The organism is Paenibacillus lactis (genome assembly GCF_017873605.1).
In the GTDB taxonomy this organism is placed as follows: domain Bacteria; phylum Bacillota; class Bacilli; order Paenibacillales; family Paenibacillaceae; genus Paenibacillus_AQ; species Paenibacillus_AQ lactis.
The window spans coordinates 619544-641253 of record NZ_JAGGKI010000001.1; the positions used below are offsets into that span (position 1 = coordinate 619544).

Here is a 21710-nt window from a genome sequence, read left to right on the forward strand (position 1 = left end):
CTCTCTCCCAGCCACACTGTCCTTGCTTCTTTACCAATTCCAGATGTATCTCATTTCCCTAAATCCGACATCCCATATTCTCAACACTCAAATTAACAATTCGACATGCCTGATTTCAGCTCACCGCTGCCTGAAACGGCATATGCACGCATGGAAACTAACTGTTGACTTAAACCATGGTTTAAGTCGTATCCTATTCTTGTCGACATTGAAATGTAAGATTTGGGGGCCTTCAAATGAAGTATTGTTCCATTAGCGAAGTTTCAGCCAAATTCAATATTCCAGAATCAACATTGCGTTATTACGAAAAAAAAGGACTGCTGCCACGAATTGAGCGTGATGAAGCAGGCAGGCGGTTATTTTCAGAAGTCCAAATGGCGCTCCTTCAAACCGTAATTTGCTTAAAAAATACTCGCATGCCAATAAGGGAAATTAAGCAGTACATGGATTGGATCCAAGAAGGAGACGCCACAATTGAACGCCGACTTGAAATGATGACAAAACACAAACAGAAGGTGCTGGATGAGATTTCGTTAATGACAGACTCCTTGCAAGGTATTGATGAAAAAATAAAGCGCTATACAAATCGAATCAGGGAGGAACGATCATGAATCTTTCAGGGAATACAATTCTCATTACAGGTGGAAGTGCTGGAATCGGATTAGCCTTTGCAGAAAGGTTCATAAAGGCTGGAAATAAAGTCATCGTTACTGGACGGCGGGAAAATGCACTTCAACATGCAAAAGAAAAACTTCCAAGCCTGATAACTCGTGTAAGCGATTTGAATAAGGAATCCGAGCGTGCAGCGTTATTTGACTGGGTAACAGGAAACTATCCGGAAGTAAATGTGTTGGTTAATAATGCAGGGATCCAACAACGTTTTAACGTGTTGAAAGCAGATGCGACGAACAATTGGAGCTATTTCAACAAAGAAATCATAACGAACCTTGAAGCACCGCTCCATCTCTCTATGCTGTTTGCTCCGTTTTTTGCAGCAAAAGAATCGGCGACCATTATTAACGTAACATCAGGGTTAGCTTTTACACCGTTTGCGATGGCTCCGATTTATTCAGCAACGAAAGCGGCACTTCATTCGTTTACGATGAGTCTAAGGCATCAGCTGTCCGATACGTCTGTCGAAGTTATCGAAGTCGCTCCTCCGGCAGTAAATACAGATTTAGGCGGTGCGGGATTGCATACGCATGGCGAGCCATTAGAAGCCTTCGCGGATGGAATCTTCAACGAATTAGCAAAAGGCAAAATGGAAATCGGATATGGTTCTTCTGTGGCCCGCTTGCGCATGTCACGAGATGAAATCGACAAATACACAGAAAAGATGTATAAGGCAACGAAAAACACCGTTGAATAACAGCTTGTATAAAAAAAGCACTGCCATGACGCAGGCCCCGATCAGCCAATCTACAGTTGCTACGACTTCAAATTGGCATATAAGGAAAAACTCGCTTCCATAATGGATGCCCTCTTTAAATAACAAAAAAGCAGCATTATTGAACGCCAAAAAAACTTGCCTTACTTACGATACGGTTCACAGTATCATAAGTAAGGCAAATTTCTTTTCCACTCGCATCTCATCTCCACGTACCCGTCATTAAGCTCAGCGGTCAGCCGCCCGTTCATCTTTAACATGAGACTACGGGCGATGGTTAAACCCAAGCCTGTTCTTCGACTTGATCTGGATCGATCCGCTGTGTAGAAGCGGTCAAACAGCCTGTCTAAGTCTTGCTCGCTCAAGTTATTTGCTTCATTCCTGAAGATGAGCACGATGTTCCCGCCTGCTTCTTTCAAGCTAATCGCTACATCGCCTGTCGCATGCCGGAGCACATTGCTGATTAGGTTTTCGATTACACGTTTAACCGCTGACGGATCCGCGTTGGCAATCAGCACTTCATCCGTTATTTGCAGGTCCGGTTCCAGATGTCGCTCGTTAAATTGATCATAAAATCCGGTCAGCACTTCCCACAACAATGCATTCATGTGTACCGGTTCAAGCTTAAGTTCATAATCAGCAGATTGCACGAGAGGCAATTCGAAGAATTCCTGAAGTAATAGGTGTAAGCGATCGGCAGTTGCTCTGATGGTGGATAAATACTCCTGCCTTTTCTCTTCTGTAACCGAACTAGCCCCCAATAATTTGGTATATCCGATTATAGCCGTTAGCGGCGTCCTCAAATCATGAGACATATTAGCGATCGCTTGTCTCAATTCGCGATCACTGCGTATTCGCTCCCTGTTCGATTGGACCGCCAGATCCATCAATTGATTAATATTTCCGGCAAGCCCTTCGATATCTTTGTCCAGTAAAGCAATATCAACCTTCTTCCCGCTTAAGCCTTTATGAAAGCGTTCGACCTGGCTGGATAAGCGTCTCATCTCCTTCTTGACCATCACAAGGCGAAAGAGAAAAATGAACATAAACAGAACTGCAGCGATCGCTATATAGATCATTTTTCCTCTCCCTTACTATCTTATTATTTAATCTCTTTCCTCTTAAACACCAGAATCCCGAAGAACACCAAAATTAGAAGGCTGCTGAATCCAACCAACAAAGACTGGATCACATCGGCGTATGTCATCCGGATTCGGAAGGAGTCGATAAGATGATGGAATATCGAATAGCGATACATCGCTTCCAGAACCCCTGGCAACGGTCTTAGAACTTCTGCTACGGAGATGAACAATGCAATTACGATCGAAATAATAATGGTTTTCCCGCTATCTTCCGCAAGCACCGCGATCAGCATCAATAAGGCAACTAGGGCCAGCATATGAATGAGGAACAAGCCTACTGCTCTTGCCAAATAGCCCAAGGCCGACGGGTCTGTCATTTCTCCGAATCCGAATAATACCTTCCCGCCTATGATTACAATGAACGGACATACACCAGCTAGAACCATGGAACCGAGTGCCAAGACGATAAACTTAGCTAAAAAGATATGACTTCGGCGGTTTCCGCTCATGACAATGTTCTTGGCGACTCCTATTGTAAAGTCATTCGCCACAAAAAATCCGGCAAACGTACACAAGAATAGCATGAAGTAGAATGGGGCTGTAGCAAGTGCAAGCGAAGAGAACATTTCCAGACCAGCGCCCATAAACATATTATCCATCTTCCACCATCCGATGGTAATTAGAACGTGCAGGAGAGCAAAAACAACCGTTACAATGATCATTAGTGTCCAAAACATCCTATTTTTGCCGAGTTTGAACAGCTCCATGCGCAATAAATTAATCATGGAATCCGCCCCCAACCCGTTTAGTAAAATAGCTTTCCAAGTCATCCCCGTCTGGCGCAAAATATTCAATGACCAGACCGCTGCTTGTCAAAGCCATAGATACCCTTCTGACATCATGATAGAGGCTGTAAAGCTTGATCGTACCGTCCTGCAAAACTTCATAATCCTGGGTGCCCAGTTCCATCTCGAGAACAGTTGCGGCCTTGCTTGGATCATCAACTCGGATGCGTAGATGCTGCTTGCACTTCTCATTTAACTGTTCATGGGTCATTTGCTCCAACAGTCTGCCTTCATGGATAATGCCGTACTTCGTTGCCATCTGATGAAGCTCGCTCAAAATATGGCTGGAGATCAGAATCGTTAATTCCAACTCGCGATTCAGCTCCTTGACCAGTTCTCTAAGTTCCACGATGCCTCCAGGGTCAAGGCCATTCGTCGGTTCGTCGAGTATAAGCAGCTCCGGGTCGCCCAGCAAGGCGATTGCCAAGCCCAAGCGCTGCTTCATGCCGAGTGAGAAGTTCTTCGCCTTCTTCTTCCCCGTATCCTGTAGTCCGACGAGGGCAAGCGCTTTCGATATGCATGCCTTACCCGGGATGCCCCGGAGCAGCCGATGGACTTCAAGATTATCGCGGGCCGTCATATCAGGATATAACGCAGGGCTTTCAATAATCGCCCCTACGCGCTTCCGGGCTTCAATCAACCCCGCCTCGCTGCTTTCTCCAAACAAACGGACAGATCCGCTCGTTGGCCGGGCCATGGCAGTCACGATACGCAGCAACGTACTTTTTCCTGCTCCGTTCTGCCCGATAAAGCCGTATATATCTCCCTTTTCCACGACCAAGTTGACATGCTCCAGGGCGGTCTGTTCCTTGTATTTCTTCGTCAAATCGATGGTTGCCAGAACAGTCTGTCCCACTAGGATCTGCCTCCTTTAAGCCGATAATAAATTCTCTTTCCCGTCATGAACACCGCACATAAGAAGATGATCGATAACAGGATCGCCAAAGCCGGCCATAGTCGAAACACATCCAAGGTCGTCGAGCTATTGTCCTGCAGCTCCGGAACAACAAACATTAACCATCCTATTCCCGCAATAGGAATCAATTGAGGGATTAACCGCAGATAGTAACGCACAGCGGAATGGTGCTGGCGCTGATCAGACCACTTTTTACTGCGCAGGATTCCCCTGATCCCAAAGCTTGCATACAACAAAGTAAGAAATCCAAGCGATAAATCAATGATGGTAGGCACAGGTGCCTTTATCGCAGGTGCTTGTCCCTCGGTCAGCTGAATAATCCCTGAGCTCATCTCGTATGCATGCTCGAAGGTCGTTGTGAAGCTGTTAAGGATTACAGCTATGGCATAACCGCTGCTTAGTACGATGCTTTGTTGAGCTTGATAGCTTGATAATGCTCCACTATGCTGTATTCGTTGCGGCGCAACACCCGAAGAACTAAGCGACCAGCCTAGACCGTAATGCTCACTACCAGGCTGCGGGGAATAAGATTCCTCCAATAAGGATGAAGACAATAGTCTAACTCCTGATGGGCTTACCCCATCATCGGTATGCATGGAGAGCCATTTTCCCATATCTGCTGCTGTAGTAACGATTCCCCCTGCTCCACTGAACATGATCTCCATCTCTGATATTGGAATTGCTGTACCGTAGGCCGTCACATGCCCGCGAGGCAACCCTGGAATCGCAACCCTAGAGTTCACAGGCGAGAGCGAGTCGTCCATACCGAGTGGGGAAAACACCTTTGTGTCAAGATACGCAGCGAACTCCATGCCGCTTACGTTCTCCACCAGCCATGCCAAGATCCAATAGTTCGCATTGCTATAGAAATGCCTCTCCCCGGGGTTGGATTGAAGCTTCCAGGAGTGAAGACGACTAACGCCTTGTTCCAAGGTATCCGCCTTAGGCACAATGGTTGGGTTGGGAATCCCGGATGTATGGCTAAGCAGATGGCGTATGGTCACTTGTCCGAATCTGTTATCATCCATCGTCAGCTTAGGCAAATGGCGGATGACCGGGTCATCCAGTTGAATGGCTCCTTCATCCACGAGCTGCAGTATTGCAAATGCGGTAAATGTTTTAGACACGGAACCAATTCTCATTAACGAGTGTTCCGTTATGGGACTGCCCTCGGAATCATGCCCATAGCCTTGCGCATGGATGATCTCGCCATCCTTAACGATAACAATCGAAGCACCAGGCAGTCCATTCCGTCCCAAATAACGTTCAATATAGTCGTCTACCGTTTCCTTGTCGAGTACAGGCGCAGCGGCAAGGGTTGGTTGAGGAAGATAAAAAAACGGGGACAGAAGTGCTATTGTTATTACTATGAGTAGAAATTTTCTCATGTTACACTCTCCTATTTCAGCTGATGAACATCATACTAATCATCAAATCCTAATAGAAGATTAAATAAACTATTAAGAAACTATTAATTCATCCTTTCAGTCGATACCCCATTCCCCAGATCGTCTCAATATACTCGGCCTCCGGGTTTGCCTGGGCCAATTTTTTTCTTAAATTGCTCACATGTACGGTAATCGTATTGTCCTCCCCCAAGTAAGCGTCTCCCCACGCCGCTTCAAATAGATTCTGCTTCGTATATACTTTCTTGGGATAAGACATTAAGAGTTCAAGCACCGCAAATTCCCTCGCGGTCAGGATCACATCGGAACCGTTGACCGATACCGTCTTCGTATCTATGTTCAGCAGAATATCCTTGTACGTCAATTGCCGGATCGGATCGGGCTGCGCGACACGTCGATATCTGCCAAGATGGATGTCGATTCTTGCCGATACCTCTTCAACATCAAATGGTTTTGTAATGTAGTCGTCCGCTCCCATTCGTAAAACGGCGACTTTTGTCTGCTGTTCCCCTTTGGCCGATATAATGATAACCGGCAGTTGTCGATCCGGTCCTAACTGTTCAAGGATTTCTTCGCCGCTTCGACCGGGAAGCATCAGATCGAGCAGGACCATGCTCCACTCCTGCTTATTCGCCAAATACAACAAAGCCTCTGTGCCGGAATAAGCCGGCTGCGGAACATAACCACTATTGGCTATAATTTCGCACAGTAATTTATTTATTTCATTATCATCTTCTACGACCAATATCTTTACTATTCCGTTCATTTCATTCACCCCATCATTCTATATTCTCTCATAGAAATCCAGAGATTGGATCGAAAAATCAGGCAAAGATGAAATAATGCAGGTGCATTTTTTTATGACTAAATTTATGAAGGATAGGAAATTGGCATAAATTCAAGGGTATGACCCAGATCTTTTATCACAGATGGAATACGCAAATCAAATGCTGGATGAAGCCAAAAATAAAAAATGAGCCCGGTACAGTACCGAACTCATTTTGAGAAAGCTGCCTGATAAAATCACCGCGTCAAGATTTCCACATTTAGAATTAGTTGATTAATAATTTTGGTCCCTCATTTGCAGGCCCTACGATCGTGTTTCCGTCGAAACTGAGATGCTGACCATACTTCTCTACTATAAATTCGTTAAACGATCCGTCTGCATCCACTGTGGCAATGACTGTGGGAGCCCCTTTTTTGGTGAACGTCATTTGATCCTTGTCCCATGCATTTGTTCCTCTTGCTCCCTTATATCCTTTCAAATCCAGATTTAACATCGTTTTTGCGTCTTTCACTGCATTCTTCATTAATGTATCCAATGTCAGCTTCTTGATCTTTGCATCTTTTTCTTTTTCTTTCTTTTGGAATTCTTTGTAATTATCTATGCTTTTACCATTACTCTGATATACGCCTGCTTGAAGCAGTTCCAGCGTTTTTTCTTCAATGGCAAAGCTCGCATTCATCGTTTTGGATTTATACTTATATTGATACACATTCGGTTTGCCATCACGGACAAACACACGATCCAACTTAGCCCCCTGCTTGACCTTTCCATTGGTAAGCTTGGATAATACCTGAGCAGCCTTCTTCTCCACGCTTGCAGGGGCATCGTCAGGAGCATAATTCACACCATGAGCCTGCTCCTTCTCTGTCATATAAACTTGTTTATTTTGCTTGGCATTCGATGAGATCGCGCCCACACTGTAGTTTGACTCTGAGATACTCACATACTTTGGTGCTTCCCCTGGGAACAAAGCTTCCCACGTTTTCCCCAGCTCAGTTTGATATTTTCCGCCATTTAAATCTTCATAGTTGACGTTAATATTGATGCTTTCAAGCTTTCCATTCTTTTTATAAGTAATAACATCATATTTGAAATTCTCTCTTTTAAAACTCACCAAATCTTTCATGGCTGTTCCCTGAATTAACTTATAGGTATTTCCTGTTAGCTCTTTCAGTTTATCCTGAGCCTGCTGCATAAGCTTCTGATCCGCCTTAACATTCTGTGAAGCATTGATATTTACTTTGTTGGGCGAATCTGCCTGAACAGGTGTTTGGCACCCCAGCAAACTTCCTGATAATAACGCTACCCCGAGCATAGGGAAAATTATCTTTTTGTTCATTTCAATGAACTCCTTTCTTTTGCTCTCATGGTGATAATGAAATATAGGAGCATCTCAAGCTACTTTTCCATTCATATTAGTCAATTAACAATTTGAGTTCTTCATTTGGAGGACCTACGATGGTCATTCCATAAAAATCGATTGTCTGATTATACTTATCAATGGTAAAGCTGCTAAACGATCCGTCTTTATTAAATCTAGCAGTAACTGAAGGAGCCCCTTCTTTTGTGAACGTCATATAATCCTCATCCCATGCATTCGCTCCTCTTGCTGCCTTATACCCTTTCAAATCCAGGTTTAACATCGTTTTTGCGTCTTTCACTGCGTTCTTCATCAAAGTGTCTAACGTCAACTTCTTGATCTTTTCACTTTTTTCTTTTTCTCTTTTCTGGAATTCTTCATAACTGTCTACCCCTTTACCATCGGAATGATATACATCTGCTTGGAGCAGTTCCAGTGTTTGTTCTTCAATGGCAAAGCTGACTTCCATAGCTTCTGATTTATACTTATATTGATACACATTGGGTTTGCCATCAAGGACATACATACGATCCAACTTAGCACCCTGCTTGACCTTTCCATCAGTAAGCTTGGACAGAACCAGATCAGCCTCCTTCTGCACGCTTGCCGGGGCATCGTCAGGAGCATAATTTACGCCATAAGCCTCGCCATTCTCTTGCATATAAATTTGCTTATTTTGCATAGCATTCGATGAGATGGTGCCCACATAGTAGATTGACTCTGAGATGCTCACATATTTCGGTTCTTCCCCTGGGAACAAAGCTTCCCACGTTTCCTTCAGTTTGGTTTGATATTTCCCACCGTTTAAATCTTCATAATTGATTTTAATACTGATCGTTTCGAGCTTTCCGTTAGCTTTATAGGCGATGATATCGTCCTTGAAGTTCTCTCTTTTTAAATGGATAGATTCTTTTGCAGCAGTTCCTTGAATCAACGTATACGTATTTCCTGTCAATTCTTTAAGCTTACCCTGGGCCTTTTGCATAAGCGTCTGCTCAGATTTATCATCTTGCTTAATGTTCACATTCTCGTTGTTATGCGAATTAGCTTGAATCGGTGTATCATATCCAAGCAGACTTCCTGATAATAAGGCTGCTCCGATGATAGGAAAAATTATTTTTTTGTTCATACTAAATAAACTCCTTTATTTTTTATTTTGCTTACCCACAGCTTGTTAATGGAATGCTTCAGTCACGTTGAAATGAATCTATAGAAAAACAGTAGTCATCACCCCCTCTCTCTGCCTTAGACCGAGCAGCAGCACCTTCAACTTGCCAGGCAATACAGCTTGAGCCATTTTAATTCAGCTAATCCCAGCATCTTCTTGATTAGTCCGTTCCTTTTTCAGATAACTGCTTTAGCTCAATTTTAATAGAATAGATCGTTCCTTTAGAGGTGAACAACGCAGTCACATCTGGAGAACCCTCTTTTGTGAACGTTAATGTATCAAACCGTGATTCAAGTTTGGATACGTTATAATCAGCCAAGTCCAAATTCATCCATGCTTTAGCCTGTTTCACTGCCTCCTCATGAATCTTGTCCAGCTCAATTGCTTTTGTTTTCTCAACTAAATCATGATATTTATTTTTATCATCCAATTGATTAAGTTGATCCGACAGCGGAAAAGCTACAACCCTTGTGATCTGATTCGTATTTTTTTGTACATCAATGAGGATAGAACCCTTGTGTGTACGATACATGAACTTATACACCGGATTTTGATCGGGTCTTAAGATCATTTGATTTACTGACCGTTCACTTTCTTTAAAATCCCCAACTTTATGAAAAGCTTGGTCCGCTGCATCCTTTGTTGCATCTGGAACCTGCTCCTCTTCAATCGTTTGCTGCGCATAATACCATTTACCTTGGTCAAATTCGATGGAATTATTGTCGTTTCGCGCCTCTATGTGAAATGTGTTCGGTTTATATTCGTACATAATCACATCATTAATTCCTTCTCCTTGAGGGAAAATCTCATCCCAAACCTTTTGCAGCTGGCTTTTAAACTCCTGGTCCTCAATGTCCTCAAAGGGAATTATCCCCGTATGAAATTTCTTATTCCCATCCAAATCTCGTGAATAAATGGTATCCACCTTCTCATTTGGACTACTTTTCATTTCTTTGGCAAACGGATTAATATATTCAAGCAAAGATAGCCGCTCTATGGCTTGAGCCATGACAGGAGTTAGAGACACACAAAAAGCAACCAATGCCGCTGCGATAACGCCCACTCTTCTTGTGAGGAATGGCTTTTGTCTTGACACGCTTTTGGATTCGAGCTTTTCTACAATCTGTTGACTCATGCTGTGCTCTGGCGTCTCCGTATCCCGAATCATTTGCTCCACCTGATGAATACTTACGATTTTAGATGGATTAGGTGATCGACGCATTCACTGTTCCTCCTTCATTAACTTCCTTCGTCTGCAGTTTTTTGCGAAGGCGTTCATACTTTTTGCGCACGGTTGCCGGTTTCATATTCATGATTTCACTAATCTCATTGAAGTTATATCGATGAATCGCCCGGAGAACTAATATATGTCTCTCTTCGATCGTCAGTGAATTTAGAAAATCCTTCAGTGTCGTTTGACTGTCTATTTGCTGAGTCGGGGTCTCAGGCTGATCATATTTATAACGATCTATAAAACGAAGCCACCTTTTTTTGCTGCGGATTTGATTCAGACTGTAATTGTAGGCAATTTTGTACAGCCATGCCGAGAAACTCATATTTGGACGATACTTATGTATCTGTTCATACACTTTAATAAATATTTCTTGTAGAGCGTCCTCGGCTTCTTCCTTGCTTTTGAGCATATGGTAACAATAGATATACATTGGTTTTTCAAAGTTTTTAATAATTGAAGCGAAAGCTTCCTTATCACCAAGCTTAGTCCTTTCAACCAGCATCTCAATTTCTTCTGAGTTTGATTTATACTCTCTGTAATGACTATCCAAAAACTTACCCCCTCCTGCCTACATCCTTAAAACACCAATGCAGCTCATTTTGTGACAGCAGCATCAAAAATAATAACATCATCGACCTTGAAATGATGAAAAAGAAAATAATATTTACGGGTATACAACACTGGAGATCTTTGGTTTCCCCTCACTTATGATACGGTTCACCGTATCGGGTCTATCGGCGAAACAATGGCGGCCATGCGGCCGCCATTGCTCATCTTTTGCAACTTATCGTAGACCAATTTCTCATGGTCTTATTAAAGCTTACTTCAACAGATAGAGCAGCAGACAGATGCCTGCGTTTCCAGAACCGATGGCAAGCTCGGCAACCTCCTCGGGTTTGGCCGGCCGAGAGGAATACCGCCAAGCTCATCCATTAACTGCTGGCGGGCAGCCAGATAGTCCGTTCCTGCCTGTTCAGCCATTCTCTCGATTAACCGTTCCGCCGACTCCGTTTCGGTAAATCCCGGCGCCACTGCGTTGATTCTTATCCCCATAGGGCCGAATTGGGTCGCTATGTTCTTGCTGTAGTTAACGAGCGCAGCTTTGGCTGCCGAATAAGGCATGGTCATGTTGCCTGGCAACTTACGCTGAATAGAAGATATATGGACAATCACTCCGCTTTGCTGTCTAACCTTATAAGGCAGAAATCCACGGTCGAGACGGACAGATGAGAACAGGTTGACGTTAAACGTCGTCTGCCAATCCTCATCTGTTATAGCTAAAGCCCCTGCCGTGCTCGTTGAGGAACCTCCTGCATTGTTAATCAAAATATCCAGACCGCCGAACATTCGAATTGTTTCCTGAATCATGTGATCCACACCTTCTTGGAGGCTGACATCGGCTTGAATGAACCCTACTCCCTCCGGTAATGCTTCGGGCAGAGATCTTGCCGCAGCTATCACTTCAGCTCCTCCTGCTTGCAGATGTTGGACGATCGCCTTACCGATTCCCCGGGTTCCGCCGGTCACCAGGGCTCGTTTGCCTGCAAATTCTTTGCTCATATCCAATAAGTACGTGCTGTTTTCCATCGTTCTGCTGAATCCTCCTTAGTATGTTTTGAATACAAGGCTAGTTTAATCAACAGAATTCCTCATCTTCTGATAGCTGGGATCAGCGGCGGCGGGAAATCCGTCATGATCAGGTCAATATTGACGTCGCTTGCCGGCGCCGGCGGCCAGGAACTATATCTCTGTGATCTGAAGGGCGGTGTCGAGCTCGGATTATTCAAAAGCTTGCAATGCGTCAAAGCGTTCGCCACCACACTGAGCGACGTCCTGGAGACGGCAACCGTCATCAAGCAGGAGATGATCCGGAGGTATTCCGTCATGTCCATGAAAATTGGCTTAAAACTTTCTACATCGAATGGTACTTGTTTAACCGTTTCAAATTCTGTGAATCGAATAATCCCATCGGAGTAAACAAAGTAGAATGATTCGTGATGCCCATTTTCATCGGTAAGAGCTATACTGTGCTTCTCTATTTTGTTATATCTTTTCTCAGTAAACCTCTCGTCAATGTGAGTTAGAAAGTTTCTTAAATCACGGAATTTATCAGCTGAATCCATAAGTTCCTTTAGGGGATTGAGTAATTCGGCCAGTCGATTTTCTTTTATAAGAGGGGTTATCAAATGGTATACGTCCCCAACCAACGATACACATGATCGAAAGACCACGTAGTCTTTGGGATTAAACGGTATGTCGATTATGAACGTTTTGCTTCGCTCACCTGTTTTACCACCTCCAGATATTCGGCCTGTCCCTTCTTGGATTTCCATATTAGGTAGTTCTTTAACCGTTAAATATAGAGCGTCTAATGTCTTGAATAAGTGAGGAATTATCTGGGGGGAAGTGCTCACTAATATTCTGTACATTTTCTGCACACCACCAAAATAACGGTCTATCAATTAAAGATCCGGCATCGGTTGTCAAAAAAATTCACCCTTTCAAAGATTAGGTTCTTTTCGTAAGTAATGTGTTCCTACGAGCTGCAACAAAAACCGTTTTAAGCACTGGCTGTCAGAAACAGTTTCCCCAACTAGAGTATCGCACGAAAAGCTGGTGCTTTATATAAAAAGAACTAGCCCTTAGATCAGGGGCTAGTTCTTTTTGTTAAAAGTCAGTATTTGGTTTTTCAAGATGTTCACCGGTTCTAGAATCAATAATGAATGGCGTATTTTCATAAACCTCTTTATAAATCCGTTTGGATTCTTCTCGAGTAGGAGCGACAAGTTTATCTGGATTGTTCTTAGAACCAATAGGGGCTGATGTAGCTGCGAATGCTGCGGTGCTCATAGCAACAACTGAAAATACTGCTACTAGAGCAACGATTGTTTTCTTTTTCATGTTAGCCTTACCTCCTGATGTCATCAATTTGCCTTAGTGACATAATTTTCCTACGGATTCAATACTGCTCCACTGCCAGTAATGTCTCCGTTTCCTCTTGTTGGATCGCTCCAAGTTTTGTCATTTTAAAGCTTAACGTTGCACCTGGAGTAATACCGGTCCAGTCAGCGTGATTCCATCCAGTGTCTGGCCAGAATCTGTAAGTGCCTTTACTTACCCCGTTTTCATAAAGCGTGATGTCATACCATCGATCCTCATAAGGAGTTATTCTAGGCATATCTCTAGTTACCCACTCAAAGTTTACAGTAATACGGACTGTGGAGCTGTTCCCGTTTTTCATAGTTCTTGCTGAACTTAAAGTCGAGTCAAAGGTACCACTAAAATAATAAGGCAGTGGGGCATCTGCTTGGATACTGATACCACTATCTTCTGAGGTGGAACCTTTTCCTGGACTAGCATTTTTGATAAAAGGTGTCTCTGCATAAACTTCTTCATAAATTTTTTCAGCTTCCTCTACGGAAGCAGGTGTCGTAACTTCCACATCCCGTGAATCTTCAGCATCAGCAGCAAAGGCACTCGTCGAAAAGCCAACAATACCTACAAGAGTTAGAACACAGAGCAGAAATTTTTTCATATAACTCATCCCATATTTAGTATTATTTGCGCTCCTAACAATATAAACGCCTAAAAAATAGAAAAAGTTATGAAAAAATTTATAAAAAAATTCTCTGAGAACCAGTTTTGCATCAGTCAACTAAAATTCAGCTAGAAATTCCGGGGAATTTATTTTCAGCTTGTGCAATTTCCAAAGTGCTACGATCCCATGGTACGTATGGGATTGAGTCAAATTGGTTTGTATCGGCAACCCCCATATTATCGTACGGGGGTCTACTTGCCCTGTATGACTTGATTCATCCGGCAGGAACCGGGCTACGATGGCTCCGAATGCTTCATGAATTATTCTGGTTGGCAGCCTGTTATGATGATAACGACAATTTATATCGGGAGGCCCTCATGAGAACTGAACAACATCGTATCAAGAACCTGTAGACATAAAGGATCAGGTCAACAAGTACATCCAGGGGAAGAACGGGCTGATCGGCCTTGTCATTCCTCCATGTGACGAACCTGACAGCAGAGTGTCCAGTTATCTAAAATATTTTTCAGCCATTTTGGTCGTGCGACTTTTCATCTCCAGTCTGACAGACACCGATTCAATAACTTCCAGTAAATCTCCATATGAAAGAAGATACTGATATAGCCATTCTCCGGAAGGCATATCTGATGTGACCCGGAAAGACCCGTCTTCCTGTTTCGAAATGTTCTCTTCCTTAAACTCATCCACGATGCGATAGGCTCCCGCCGGCTCTTTTAATACCAGAGGGATTCTAGGCGTTTCGTTAACCTTAACTTCTGGAGAAGTCCCGGCAGCCTCCATCCACTCCTGTTGAATCTCCAAGAGCTTACCCTCGTCTACGTCTAAAAGCTGTACATTCCACATCCTGGTAATCTTAAAGGTTCTTAAAGCCTTTTGTTCGAAACTATAGGCCTCAACGTACCAGGCTCTATCCTTAAAAAAAAAAGTTTCACCGGAGCGCCTCTCCGGCTTTTCTGTTCTCCGGCCGAGCTCAAGTAGGTAAACGAAATCACTTTATGCTCAAAAATGGCCTGTTTTAGCAGTGTATACGGCTCTTTTTGTTTTTGCCCGCTTCCCCAAGGGGAGAAATCGACTTCAATCCAGTTGGTGCTATTTTTCCTGAACAAGCTGCTCAGCTTCGAGAAAACCTCGTCGGAATCGGGAAATTGGGCTGCGGACAAGCTTTGCAGGGCAAAAAGTATCTCATCCTGCTCCTGGTCGGTAAGCAAAGATTTGTTCAGGACAAACCTGTCGGAAAGGGAAATCCCGCCTCCTTTTCCTTGGCTGGTGTAAATTGGAACTCCGGCCTGGCTTAAAGCCTCAACATCTCTATATATCGTTCTGACAGACACCTCGAACCGCTCAGCCAACTCTGGGGCCGTAACAGTCCCCTTTTCCAATAAAATATAAACCAATTGAAATAATCTGCTGATCTGCATCCGCTCACCCCTAGTTATCGGTAAACAAATAAACTTGACAAACTAATGTCAAGTTAAGATTCACCGTATGAATCAAGTCTCTTATTTATGATGCGGTTCCTCGTAACCGATCTATCAGCGAATGTCAAAGCTAAAAGTGACCGTAACGTTCTATCTATACACACAGGAATTTAAAAAACACCAGCTATATATATGAGACGGGACTGATCGTTTAGCAAGAAGACGAACAATATACGGCTGAAACTTTCCTTGCCTTTCTCCAGAAGATCCTCACGGCTTATCCGACAGGAAACATTGCTCTTGTGTTAGATAACCCCCCGGATACATCATGCAAAACTGCTTCAGCCGTTTCGCCCTACTTATGATAAGGTTCCTCTTATCAACTATAGAGCGAAATTAAAGGGCACCCGATCGGGGTGTCTTCTGCTTCACTAAATCGGTGCCCACTTGCCTTTCTAATCCACTTTCCCAAAACTCCTTACATAATCTCTATGTTCCTCAATCATCTCACGAGTAATTCTAAATTTCCCTAAAAAATCACTCATTTTTAACATTTGCCTATTTGGATATGGTATTTCAAGCTCATGGACTTTCATTGTTCCTTGCAAGATTTTCGTACACTCTGAAATTAAAACAGGGTGTGTAACCGTATCACCATTGTTAAAACGAATACCCTTAATACATTCCATTAATAATCTTTTAAGTTCCGTATCTAACCCTAAAATATAAGCTATCGTGATAAAACATCTCTGGATACTCATTGCTTGACCTATAGCCAAAGGAAACTCAATTTTCAACAGATTTTCATACGCCTTCCCATAGTTAGCATTAGCGAGTTCCATGGCGGCTAAATAAAAATATGTTTGATTTCGTCTTTCTTTCATTACTTTTGTTTTTCCCGCTGCAAAAATCTGATTATATCCGTTAATCCTAGCAATTGTTTCATCAATTAGCCCATTTGTTCGAGCATCTGCTCCTATCTCGAATACTTTCTCCATAAGTAAATTTATAAGGGCATTAATTGGTTGTTCCATTTTCGGATCACTGTCTATACGTCTAGCTAGAAGTTGATACTTCTCACTGTCAAACATAGGAGATTGAAGAAAACCCACTCTCTCAGTATTATTTATCACACCAGAGAAAGCGGTATTGTCCATTTCAGCAGCTCTTAATAACTCATTAAGCTTTGGTCCATCAATTAACTCGAGATTCTTACCCCTGCTAAACTCCTCAGCTTGCCGCGAAAATGAACTTGTGGTTACTAAAATTCCTTTTAAAGCATTTTTTGAAGTGACCGTTCCATATAGATCTCTTAATTCAGGCTCACCAACCTTGGCCTTCCATCGCTTACACTGAATCAGATAAAGGCCATTAAATAATAATCCTTCATAGTTTGCTACAATGTCGACTCCACCATCACCGCTTGCCTTAGTAATTTGCGCCCTAAAGCCAAGCTTAACAAACAAATTATATACTAACCTCTCAAATTCCACCCCATCCATACTTTCGAAATTGATCACGATGTCACCCTCCATATGATGTTTAGAGACGATACTTCAGACAAGACTTTTCCCCATTTATTTTGAAATCCCCTTCTATTAAAGGGTAGATGTGTACTTCTAGACGATGAAAACGTTCAGACATACCTAGTAGAGGCAGAAATACTGCCTTCTCCCTACTTACCCCAATAATTGTTTGGCAAGGAATAATTAATGTAAAATTTTTTCCACCCTGACTCTAGGCTCTGGAAATGGGGGGATTCACTTGGTTTGGTCTTAGCTTAGAAGGTAATTTTAGATCGATAGACAAGCCAATCATAATAACGAATCAACTTTTTAAAGTTAGTCCTGATTGATTGGTTTTCTGCATTAAGAAAATCCAAATTTGTTATTATATACTCTTTAAGTACTTCTACATCAGTTTTCCCTTTTCCAAGAATGGGTATTAACCCCGCTGCTTTTTGGACAGGTACTTTACTTAATAGTTCGTTCAAATCTGCGTACCCTTTTCTAAGTTCCGATAGGTTTGCCCTCTGATATCGTATCAAAAAGTCCTCGTACTTCATGTTTAGCTTTTTAATGAGATTAGGCACTAAGCTTTCTTTGGACAGGCCACTTTCTGCAATATACTTAAATACAGGCAAGTAAGTATTTGCTCTTAGTAACAATGGCAGGGTCTCTAATACTATTTGTTCAGGAACCCACGATGTTTCTTTAACAATCCCCTCAAAAAGTTCGGTATCAGTAATACTGCCATAGCCCTTCAATGAAATTTGCTTTGAAATTCCTACCCCAAAGACAAATTCTACTTTTGAATTATCATAATCTTGTTCAAGTTCGAGAGCAGCATGGAGTTGATTATTTGGGTCATTATGCTTTACTAACTCATAAATTTGAGTTTTCATTTTACGCATTAACTTTGTACTAAACTTTCGTTTGTTTCTTGAAAGTGCTTTATAGACATTTGAAAAATCATTACATTTGACTATCGTAATTGGCAAGGGAATTTTATTTATCAATATCGTCCCTTCCTCAAATGAATCTAGTTCCTCATTTTTCGTTCTCTGAACGAATATCAATCTATCCTTTAATTTATGAAGGTTTTCAATACTTAGACAATTCGTTATTGATTCTAGGATACTTCCAATATTCTCATCTGACAAAGAATAGCCGATAAAAACAACAGGATGTTCAACAAAGATTGTAAGCAACTTAGCAGCTAAATATGGATTACGGTCATTAAAATCCTTATAGTCATCGTCAGTGAGAATAAGAGAATCTGGAACTGTACAGCAGCCATGAATCTTGTAAATTTCATTAATCTCTTTTGGATCCGAAAACAAAAGTTCCTTCTGACCGATGTATTTAACAAATTCCTCTTTTTCAAAAATCTGTTCAATCAAGCAATCCCAATTTGTAGTAATGACTCCATCAATATTAACTTGTTTTAGGCTCTCTATTTCTCTGTCTAATCCCTCGGAAATACCAAACTCATAGAATTTTTCTCTTAGATACTTTGAGATTTGAATTTTTAGTGGAGTCGTTTTACCAGATATTGTTCCTTTGAATTCCTCTCTGCTGTCTCTATATTCATCTCCTGTGAACCAAACTTGATGAAAATCGTTTGCAAGTAATCCTGCGATTTTCTCCTGCTTACCCGCAACAGAAGATGAATAGTACTCATAATCTGTAGTGCTGAACGCCGAAAATTTTTTCAATAATCCTTCCCAGTCTTCTAGCCCGAGATATCTTCTCGAGAAACCGGAGCCTACAAACAAGAATGGCGAGGAATCAAACTTCTTAAGATGCTCAGCAAGCCTATCTTGAACATGCTCATTTACCCATCTTGAACAACCATTCTTTTTCCCGCCCCTTTCTTGATCTAAACCAATTTCCGTTTCTTTGTAGGACGCCATTTGCTCCAGGATTCCAATTTCTGTCCAACTAGTCCTCCATGCCAATACTCCACCCTAAATTGCTCTGCTTCCTTCTTCGCAGGTCCCGTCAAGTCTGAGGTAGTGACCAGCAACGTCAGCATGCAATTGTGATTCCGCTTGGCAGCCACAAGCTCACGAACCGTCTGGACAGCAACCATGTTGTGATCGGCGTAACACTTTGCCTGCACAGCCGTCCTCTCGCCACGCTTGTCCACGATGACCAGATCCACTCCACCATCGTTTCCGCCAATGCCGACCTCGTGAACAACATAGCCCTGATCTCGAAAGTACAAGGCAAGAAGTCTTTCAAATTCAAACCCATTTAAATCATTTAATGGTTTGGTAAGAAGCACTTCATCCGGCCTGCAAGTCTTAGATGCCCGATGGGACGCCCTTGCCGATGATTCTTTGCGCTTTGTCCTTACCTTAGATGCTCGTTTTCTAGCGCTCCTTCTCTTCTTTGGCTTCAAGATCCCCTAAATAACCCCGAGCAGCACAACTCCAATGAAAAACCAAATGATCTCCTTCATGCCATCTCCCGTTGTCTGTTGTTCTTATGTATTCATTTTACAACAGGTGGGTATATTTTCCTATGTATATCAGCAAACCTTGGCGAATTTCGATGCTCTACTTCAATATTCACCATTTCAACAACGAAAGACCTTGTTGCATTTCGTCGTTAAGAAGATCACGTTGGATAGTAAGCGCTGTGCAAAATGCGTTGAGCTCGTGTTTAATGAAGATACCGAGAAGCATTTTATATGCGTAGCCCCTTCCGCTGACTATATCGCGGAAGGGGCCTTTCCTTTGTGTAGAAAGGCCCCCTCGACTTAAACAATTGATTTCTATTGTAATCTAATTACTCGTACCCTACATAAAGGCATCTTCCCCGCCCAGAACTTTAGCGATAATATCATTGGAAACCTTCAACCTTTCTGCTATAAACCTCTCCATTTCGTCTGTATCAATAACTACAGGCTCCGATTGTTCCGATTCATTTTCAGGCGGCACATCCATAAAAAGTCCCTTACTCCGTAAAAAAACCATTTCACAATCTAATATTGCTCCAACGAGTTCCTCTGGCTGACCTGTTTCTTGCTTGTATGAACATGCAGCTTCATAACAGCCTCCCCCTTATATAATTTGGCAGGCACACACAAGTTTTCCTCGCTATGCAAGGACTTTATTGTCTATGATTGCTCTCTATCGATCTGTAGATTTTCCGTTTCCTCAGCGAAAGAATTTCCAACATATATTGAGTTCGCTATACTTTTGCCCTGTTCAACATTACAATACTCTATTTATACTAAACAATAGGTAAGAGATTAAAGGGGGCAGTAAAAATGTTTGAAAGCAAAGTAGTACCTATTCTCGAGAGGCTTTCTACTACAGAGAAAAAAATGCTCATTTCGTCTTTAAAATCGCTGGATTTTGAAGACGATATGAAATATAACAGTTTTGGGCATAAATTTAGAGAAATGATGACCAAAGTTTTGCATCGTTTAGCTCCGGATAAGGATGTTCTTGCATGTTCTTGGTATGAAAATGAACATGATAATAAGCCGACTAGGAAACAACGGCTCTTATACGCGATAAAGAGTGGGCTAGAAGATGAATTTATTGAATCTGAGTTAGAGATTGATTTAGCCATTGTTTCCAAACGACTTGGAAAGGTTGTCTCAGAACTAAATAAGTATACTCATTTTGGTGAAGGTGCTATTGATGTAAGCAAAGAGATTGGGGAGGCTTTTGTATCTGAGTCTATTGATTTTCTCCTTCAGTTCTTTTCAAACATCGATGAAATTCGATCCCAAATTGTGAATGCTTATGAAGATCTTTTGAATCGAAAGATTACAGAAGCAATTATAAATGATGTGTTGCAAGAAATTGATGTCCTCGCAACTCACTACACTGTTGATGGCAATACAATTGATACTATCTCTGTCACTGATATCGATGCCCATTATATTTATATCTACATAGATGGATTCGTGGACGTTACACACCAATTTGGTTCTGATGGGGACTTGCGACGGGGAGATGGGGTGGAATTTGAGGAGTCTTATCCTTTTACTATTAATATGGAGGTACCCGTGTTTGATCCATTAGATATCGAAATTGAGACAGACGATATAATGGTTGATACTGATAAATATTATGATGATGGTGAAGAAGAGATTGATCCTGGTGACGAGCCATATGAACCCGATGAGCCTGATTATGACGATGAGCGTTAAATTATAATAAGGTATTTTTAATAGTAACACTTTCGCTGACACTGACAACACGACAGAAGAGGCTTTTCCTTTGCCCGGAAAAGCCTCTTCTATATAATATCGCCTTGAATTTTGCCCTTATTTAAGTCGCCATTGGATTTTGTCGGCATCATAAATGGTAACATCTATAGGTGTCGTTATGTCACGTTCGTCCGTCACGCTTCCATTTGGATTCCAGTGGAAATAGTAGTTTGCGAAATGACCATTATATGATTTTCTGCTCAAGTGTTGCTGTAGTTCGTTAGTATTAAAAATCAGTCCTTTATAGGAATCCCCATTTTCAACTAAGTATATATGATAATCAAATTGAGTAATATGCTGGTCATCTTCCTTATGCCACGAGCAGCATTGTTTTTGCGGATTGTAACTTTCATCGTGGTAGTCTCTGGATAGACCCACCTTCACTTTTACAATACGTTTATCTGCCAGTTCTACTTCCATAGTGCTGTAACGTACTTTAACAACCTTTGATCCTTTATTGTTCTTCACAATATTGCTCATTACGTAACCTACTGCTTTCTTTCTGTTCATACGCTTCTTCGTATTAGAATCATCCATGTCTTTATACAAAAACTGGCCCCTATCCTCATTTTTACGGTAGGATTCTTCTCTGTCGTCATCTTGGGTATTCTTTGATAATCGGAGATCCTCTAATGTATTGTAAACGCGACTAACATCTTCAAAAGATGCCTCTGTGATAAAAAGCGTGAATGATACATCGTCCGTAGCTAAAAGTGTTCGAGCTACCAACTTGTCCATCTGTGAAGCACTATCATTTTTAGTTTTCCAGTCCTTGTATACACTGGCCAACTTCATTATTTGCATTGCCCTATCTC

22 protein-coding genes and 1 pseudogene are annotated in these 21710 nt (G+C 42.0%); 4 read left to right on the forward strand and 19 right to left on the reverse strand.

Annotated elements, in window-relative coordinates; translation table 11 throughout:
* Window positions 1–236: 236 nt before the first annotated feature.
* Together J2Z18_RS02510 and J2Z18_RS02515 are read left to right on the forward strand one after the other, a co-directional pair.
* On the forward strand, window positions 237–611 hold the full coding sequence (locus J2Z18_RS02510) for a MerR family transcriptional regulator (RefSeq protein WP_007129156.1): 375 nt from the start codon (window positions 237–239) through the stop codon (window positions 609–611).
* Window positions 608–1369, forward strand: coding sequence for an SDR family oxidoreductase (locus tag J2Z18_RS02515; RefSeq protein ID WP_007129157.1), 762 nt, complete (start codon window positions 608–610; stop codon window positions 1367–1369). Before J2Z18_RS02510 ends, J2Z18_RS02515 begins: the two co-directional genes overlap by 4 nt.
* 185 nt (window positions 1370–1554) lie before the next feature.
* Here the strand turns inward: J2Z18_RS02515 and J2Z18_RS02520 are convergent, their stop codons facing one another.
* The 10 genes from J2Z18_RS02520 to J2Z18_RS02565 all read right to left on the reverse strand — a co-directional run bounded on the left by J2Z18_RS02520 (window position 1555) and on the right by J2Z18_RS02565 (window position 11772).
* Entirely contained in the window at window positions 1555–2466 is a 912-nt protein-coding gene (locus J2Z18_RS02520; protein ID WP_007129158.1) for a sensor histidine kinase, read from the reverse strand.
* Window positions 2467–2489: 23 nt separating this feature from the next.
* Complete coding sequence (locus tag J2Z18_RS02525; protein ID WP_007129159.1) at window positions 2490–3254, reverse strand: DUF2705 family protein; 765 nt, start codon at window positions 3252–3254, stop codon at window positions 2490–2492.
* Window positions 3247–4170, reverse strand: a complete 924-nt coding sequence (locus J2Z18_RS02530; protein WP_007129160.1) for an ABC transporter ATP-binding protein — start codon at window positions 4168–4170, stop codon at window positions 3247–3249. The genes J2Z18_RS02525 and J2Z18_RS02530 overlap by 8 nt, the downstream gene beginning before the upstream one ends.
* A complete protein-coding gene (locus J2Z18_RS02535; RefSeq protein WP_007129161.1) occupies window positions 4170–5618 on the reverse strand; it encodes a serine hydrolase domain-containing protein in 1449 nt (482 codons plus the stop codon). The genes J2Z18_RS02530 and J2Z18_RS02535 overlap by 1 nt, the downstream gene beginning before the upstream one ends.
* A gap of 88 nt (window positions 5619–5706) precedes the next feature.
* A complete protein-coding gene (locus tag J2Z18_RS02540) occupies window positions 5707–6402 on the reverse strand; it encodes a response regulator transcription factor (RefSeq protein WP_040738336.1) in 696 nt (231 codons plus the stop codon).
* Between the two features lie 286 nt (window positions 6403–6688).
* Window positions 6689–7762, reverse strand: coding sequence for a hypothetical protein (locus J2Z18_RS02545; protein WP_210094156.1), 1074 nt, complete (start codon window positions 7760–7762; stop codon window positions 6689–6691).
* Between the two features lie 76 nt (window positions 7763–7838).
* The gene (locus J2Z18_RS02550) at window positions 7839–8912 is read right to left on the reverse strand and encodes a hypothetical protein (protein WP_210094157.1); all 1074 of its coding nucleotides are present in this window, start codon (window positions 8910–8912) and stop codon (window positions 7839–7841) included.
* Window positions 8913–9111: 199 nt separating this feature from the next.
* Entirely contained in the window at window positions 9112–10173 is a 1062-nt protein-coding gene (locus J2Z18_RS02555; RefSeq protein WP_210094158.1) for a hypothetical protein, read from the reverse strand.
* The gene (locus J2Z18_RS02560) at window positions 10157–10735 is read right to left on the reverse strand and encodes an RNA polymerase sigma factor (RefSeq protein WP_210094159.1); all 579 of its coding nucleotides are present in this window, start codon (window positions 10733–10735) and stop codon (window positions 10157–10159) included. The genes J2Z18_RS02555 and J2Z18_RS02560 overlap by 17 nt, the downstream gene beginning before the upstream one ends.
* A gap of 275 nt (window positions 10736–11010) precedes the next feature.
* A complete protein-coding gene (locus J2Z18_RS02565; RefSeq protein WP_210094160.1) occupies window positions 11011–11772 on the reverse strand; it encodes an SDR family oxidoreductase in 762 nt (253 codons plus the stop codon).
* A 72-nt stretch (window positions 11773–11844) separates the two neighbouring features.
* On the opposite strand from J2Z18_RS02565, the gene J2Z18_RS30980 reads away from it, so the two are divergent.
* Window positions 11845–12162 carry an FtsK/SpoIIIE domain-containing protein gene (locus J2Z18_RS30980; RefSeq protein WP_373872063.1) on the forward strand — a complete coding sequence of 106 codons (318 nt, stop codon included), beginning with the start codon at window positions 11845–11847 and terminating at the stop codon, window positions 12160–12162.
* Between the two features lie 690 nt (window positions 12163–12852).
* Here J2Z18_RS30980 and J2Z18_RS02575 read toward each other — a convergent pair.
* From J2Z18_RS02575 to J2Z18_RS02605, 8 genes and pseudogenes are all read right to left on the reverse strand, one after another.
* Window positions 12853–13086, reverse strand: a complete 234-nt coding sequence (locus J2Z18_RS02575; protein ID WP_007129169.1) for a hypothetical protein — start codon at window positions 13084–13086, stop codon at window positions 12853–12855.
* Window positions 13087–13144: 58 nt separating this feature from the next.
* The gene (locus J2Z18_RS02580) at window positions 13145–13840 is read right to left on the reverse strand and encodes a hypothetical protein (RefSeq protein WP_138919320.1); all 696 of its coding nucleotides are present in this window, start codon (window positions 13838–13840) and stop codon (window positions 13145–13147) included.
* 393 nt (window positions 13841–14233) lie between these two features.
* Window positions 14234–14545 carry a WCX domain-containing protein gene (locus tag J2Z18_RS30315; protein WP_007129172.1) on the reverse strand — a complete coding sequence of 104 codons (312 nt, stop codon included), beginning with the start codon at window positions 14543–14545 and terminating at the stop codon, window positions 14234–14236.
* Window positions 14546–14928: 383 nt separating this feature from the next.
* A pseudogene (locus tag J2Z18_RS31095) lies at window positions 14929–15162 on the reverse strand (helix-turn-helix transcriptional regulator); the annotation flags it as partial.
* A 455-nt stretch (window positions 15163–15617) separates the two neighbouring features.
* The gene (locus J2Z18_RS02590) at window positions 15618–16682 is read right to left on the reverse strand and encodes a restriction endonuclease (RefSeq protein WP_007129174.1); all 1065 of its coding nucleotides are present in this window, start codon (window positions 16680–16682) and stop codon (window positions 15618–15620) included.
* Window positions 16683–16942: 260 nt separating this feature from the next.
* On the reverse strand, window positions 16943–18577 hold the full coding sequence (locus tag J2Z18_RS02595) for an SIR2 family protein (protein ID WP_210094161.1): 1635 nt from the start codon (window positions 18575–18577) through the stop codon (window positions 16943–16945).
* Window positions 18544–18951 (reverse strand): restriction endonuclease, encoded by a 408-nt coding sequence (locus tag J2Z18_RS02600; protein WP_007129176.1) that lies wholly within the window; start codon window positions 18949–18951, stop codon window positions 18544–18546. The genes J2Z18_RS02595 and J2Z18_RS02600 overlap by 34 nt, the downstream gene beginning before the upstream one ends.
* Window positions 18952–19468: 517 nt before the next feature.
* A complete protein-coding gene (locus J2Z18_RS02605) occupies window positions 19469–19615 on the reverse strand; it encodes a hypothetical protein (protein ID WP_007129177.1) in 147 nt (48 codons plus the stop codon).
* Window positions 19616–19941: 326 nt separating this feature from the next.
* Between J2Z18_RS02605 and J2Z18_RS02610 the strand changes: the two genes are divergently transcribed.
* The gene (locus J2Z18_RS02610; protein WP_007129178.1) at window positions 19942–20835 is read left to right on the forward strand and encodes a pPIWI-associating nuclease domain-containing protein; all 894 of its coding nucleotides are present in this window, start codon (window positions 19942–19944) and stop codon (window positions 20833–20835) included.
* Between the two features lie 117 nt (window positions 20836–20952).
* Here J2Z18_RS02610 and J2Z18_RS02615 read toward each other — a convergent pair whose 3' ends face one another.
* Window positions 20953–21699 (reverse strand): hypothetical protein, encoded by a 747-nt coding sequence (locus J2Z18_RS02615; protein ID WP_007129179.1) that lies wholly within the window; start codon window positions 21697–21699, stop codon window positions 20953–20955.
* Window positions 21700–21710: the final 11 nt, after the last annotated feature.

Excerpts from the sequence above, each read along its gene's own strand:
- J2Z18_RS02510 (WP_007129156.1), top strand. The coding sequence starts at position 237 with ATGAAGTATTGTTCCATTAGCGAAGTTTCAGCCAAATTCAATATTCCA.
- J2Z18_RS02515 (WP_007129157.1), top strand. The coding sequence starts at position 608 with ATGAATCTTTCAGGGAATACAATTCTCATTACAGGTGGAAGTGCTGGA.
- J2Z18_RS02520 (WP_007129158.1), bottom strand. The coding sequence starts at position 2,466 with ATGATCTATATAGCGATCGCTGCAGTTCTGTTTATGTTCATTTTTCTC.
- J2Z18_RS02525 (WP_007129159.1), bottom strand. The coding sequence starts at position 3,254 with ATGATTAATTTATTGCGCATGGAGCTGTTCAAACTCGGCAAAAATAGG.
- J2Z18_RS02535 (WP_007129161.1), bottom strand. The coding sequence starts at position 5,618 with ATGAGAAAATTTCTACTCATAGTAATAACAATAGCACTTCTGTCCCCG.
- J2Z18_RS02540 (WP_040738336.1), bottom strand. The coding sequence starts at position 6,402 with ATGAACGGAATAGTAAAGATATTGGTCGTAGAAGATGATAATGAAATA.
- J2Z18_RS02545 (WP_210094156.1), bottom strand. The coding sequence starts at position 7,762 with ATGAACAAAAAGATAATTTTCCCTATGCTCGGGGTAGCGTTATTATCA.
- J2Z18_RS02550 (WP_210094157.1), bottom strand. The coding sequence starts at position 8,912 with ATGAACAAAAAAATAATTTTTCCTATCATCGGAGCAGCCTTATTATCA.
- J2Z18_RS02555 (WP_210094158.1), bottom strand. The coding sequence starts at position 10,173 with ATGCGTCGATCACCTAATCCATCTAAAATCGTAAGTATTCATCAGGTG.
- J2Z18_RS02565 (WP_210094160.1), bottom strand. The coding sequence starts at position 11,772 with ATGGAAAACAGCACGTACTTATTGGATATGAGCAAAGAATTTGCAGGC.
- J2Z18_RS02575 (WP_007129169.1), bottom strand. The coding sequence starts at position 13,086 with ATGAAAAAGAAAACAATCGTTGCTCTAGTAGCAGTATTTTCAGTTGTT.
- J2Z18_RS02595 (WP_210094161.1), bottom strand. The coding sequence starts at position 18,577 with ATGGCGTCCTACAAAGAAACGGAAATTGGTTTAGATCAAGAAAGGGGC.
- J2Z18_RS02605 (WP_007129177.1), bottom strand. The coding sequence starts at position 19,615 with ATGGATGTGCCGCCTGAAAATGAATCGGAACAATCGGAGCCTGTAGTT.
- J2Z18_RS02610 (WP_007129178.1), top strand. The coding sequence starts at position 19,942 with ATGTTTGAAAGCAAAGTAGTACCTATTCTCGAGAGGCTTTCTACTACA.
- J2Z18_RS02615 (WP_007129179.1), bottom strand. The coding sequence starts at position 21,699 with ATGCAAATAATGAAGTTGGCCAGTGTATACAAGGACTGGAAAACTAAA.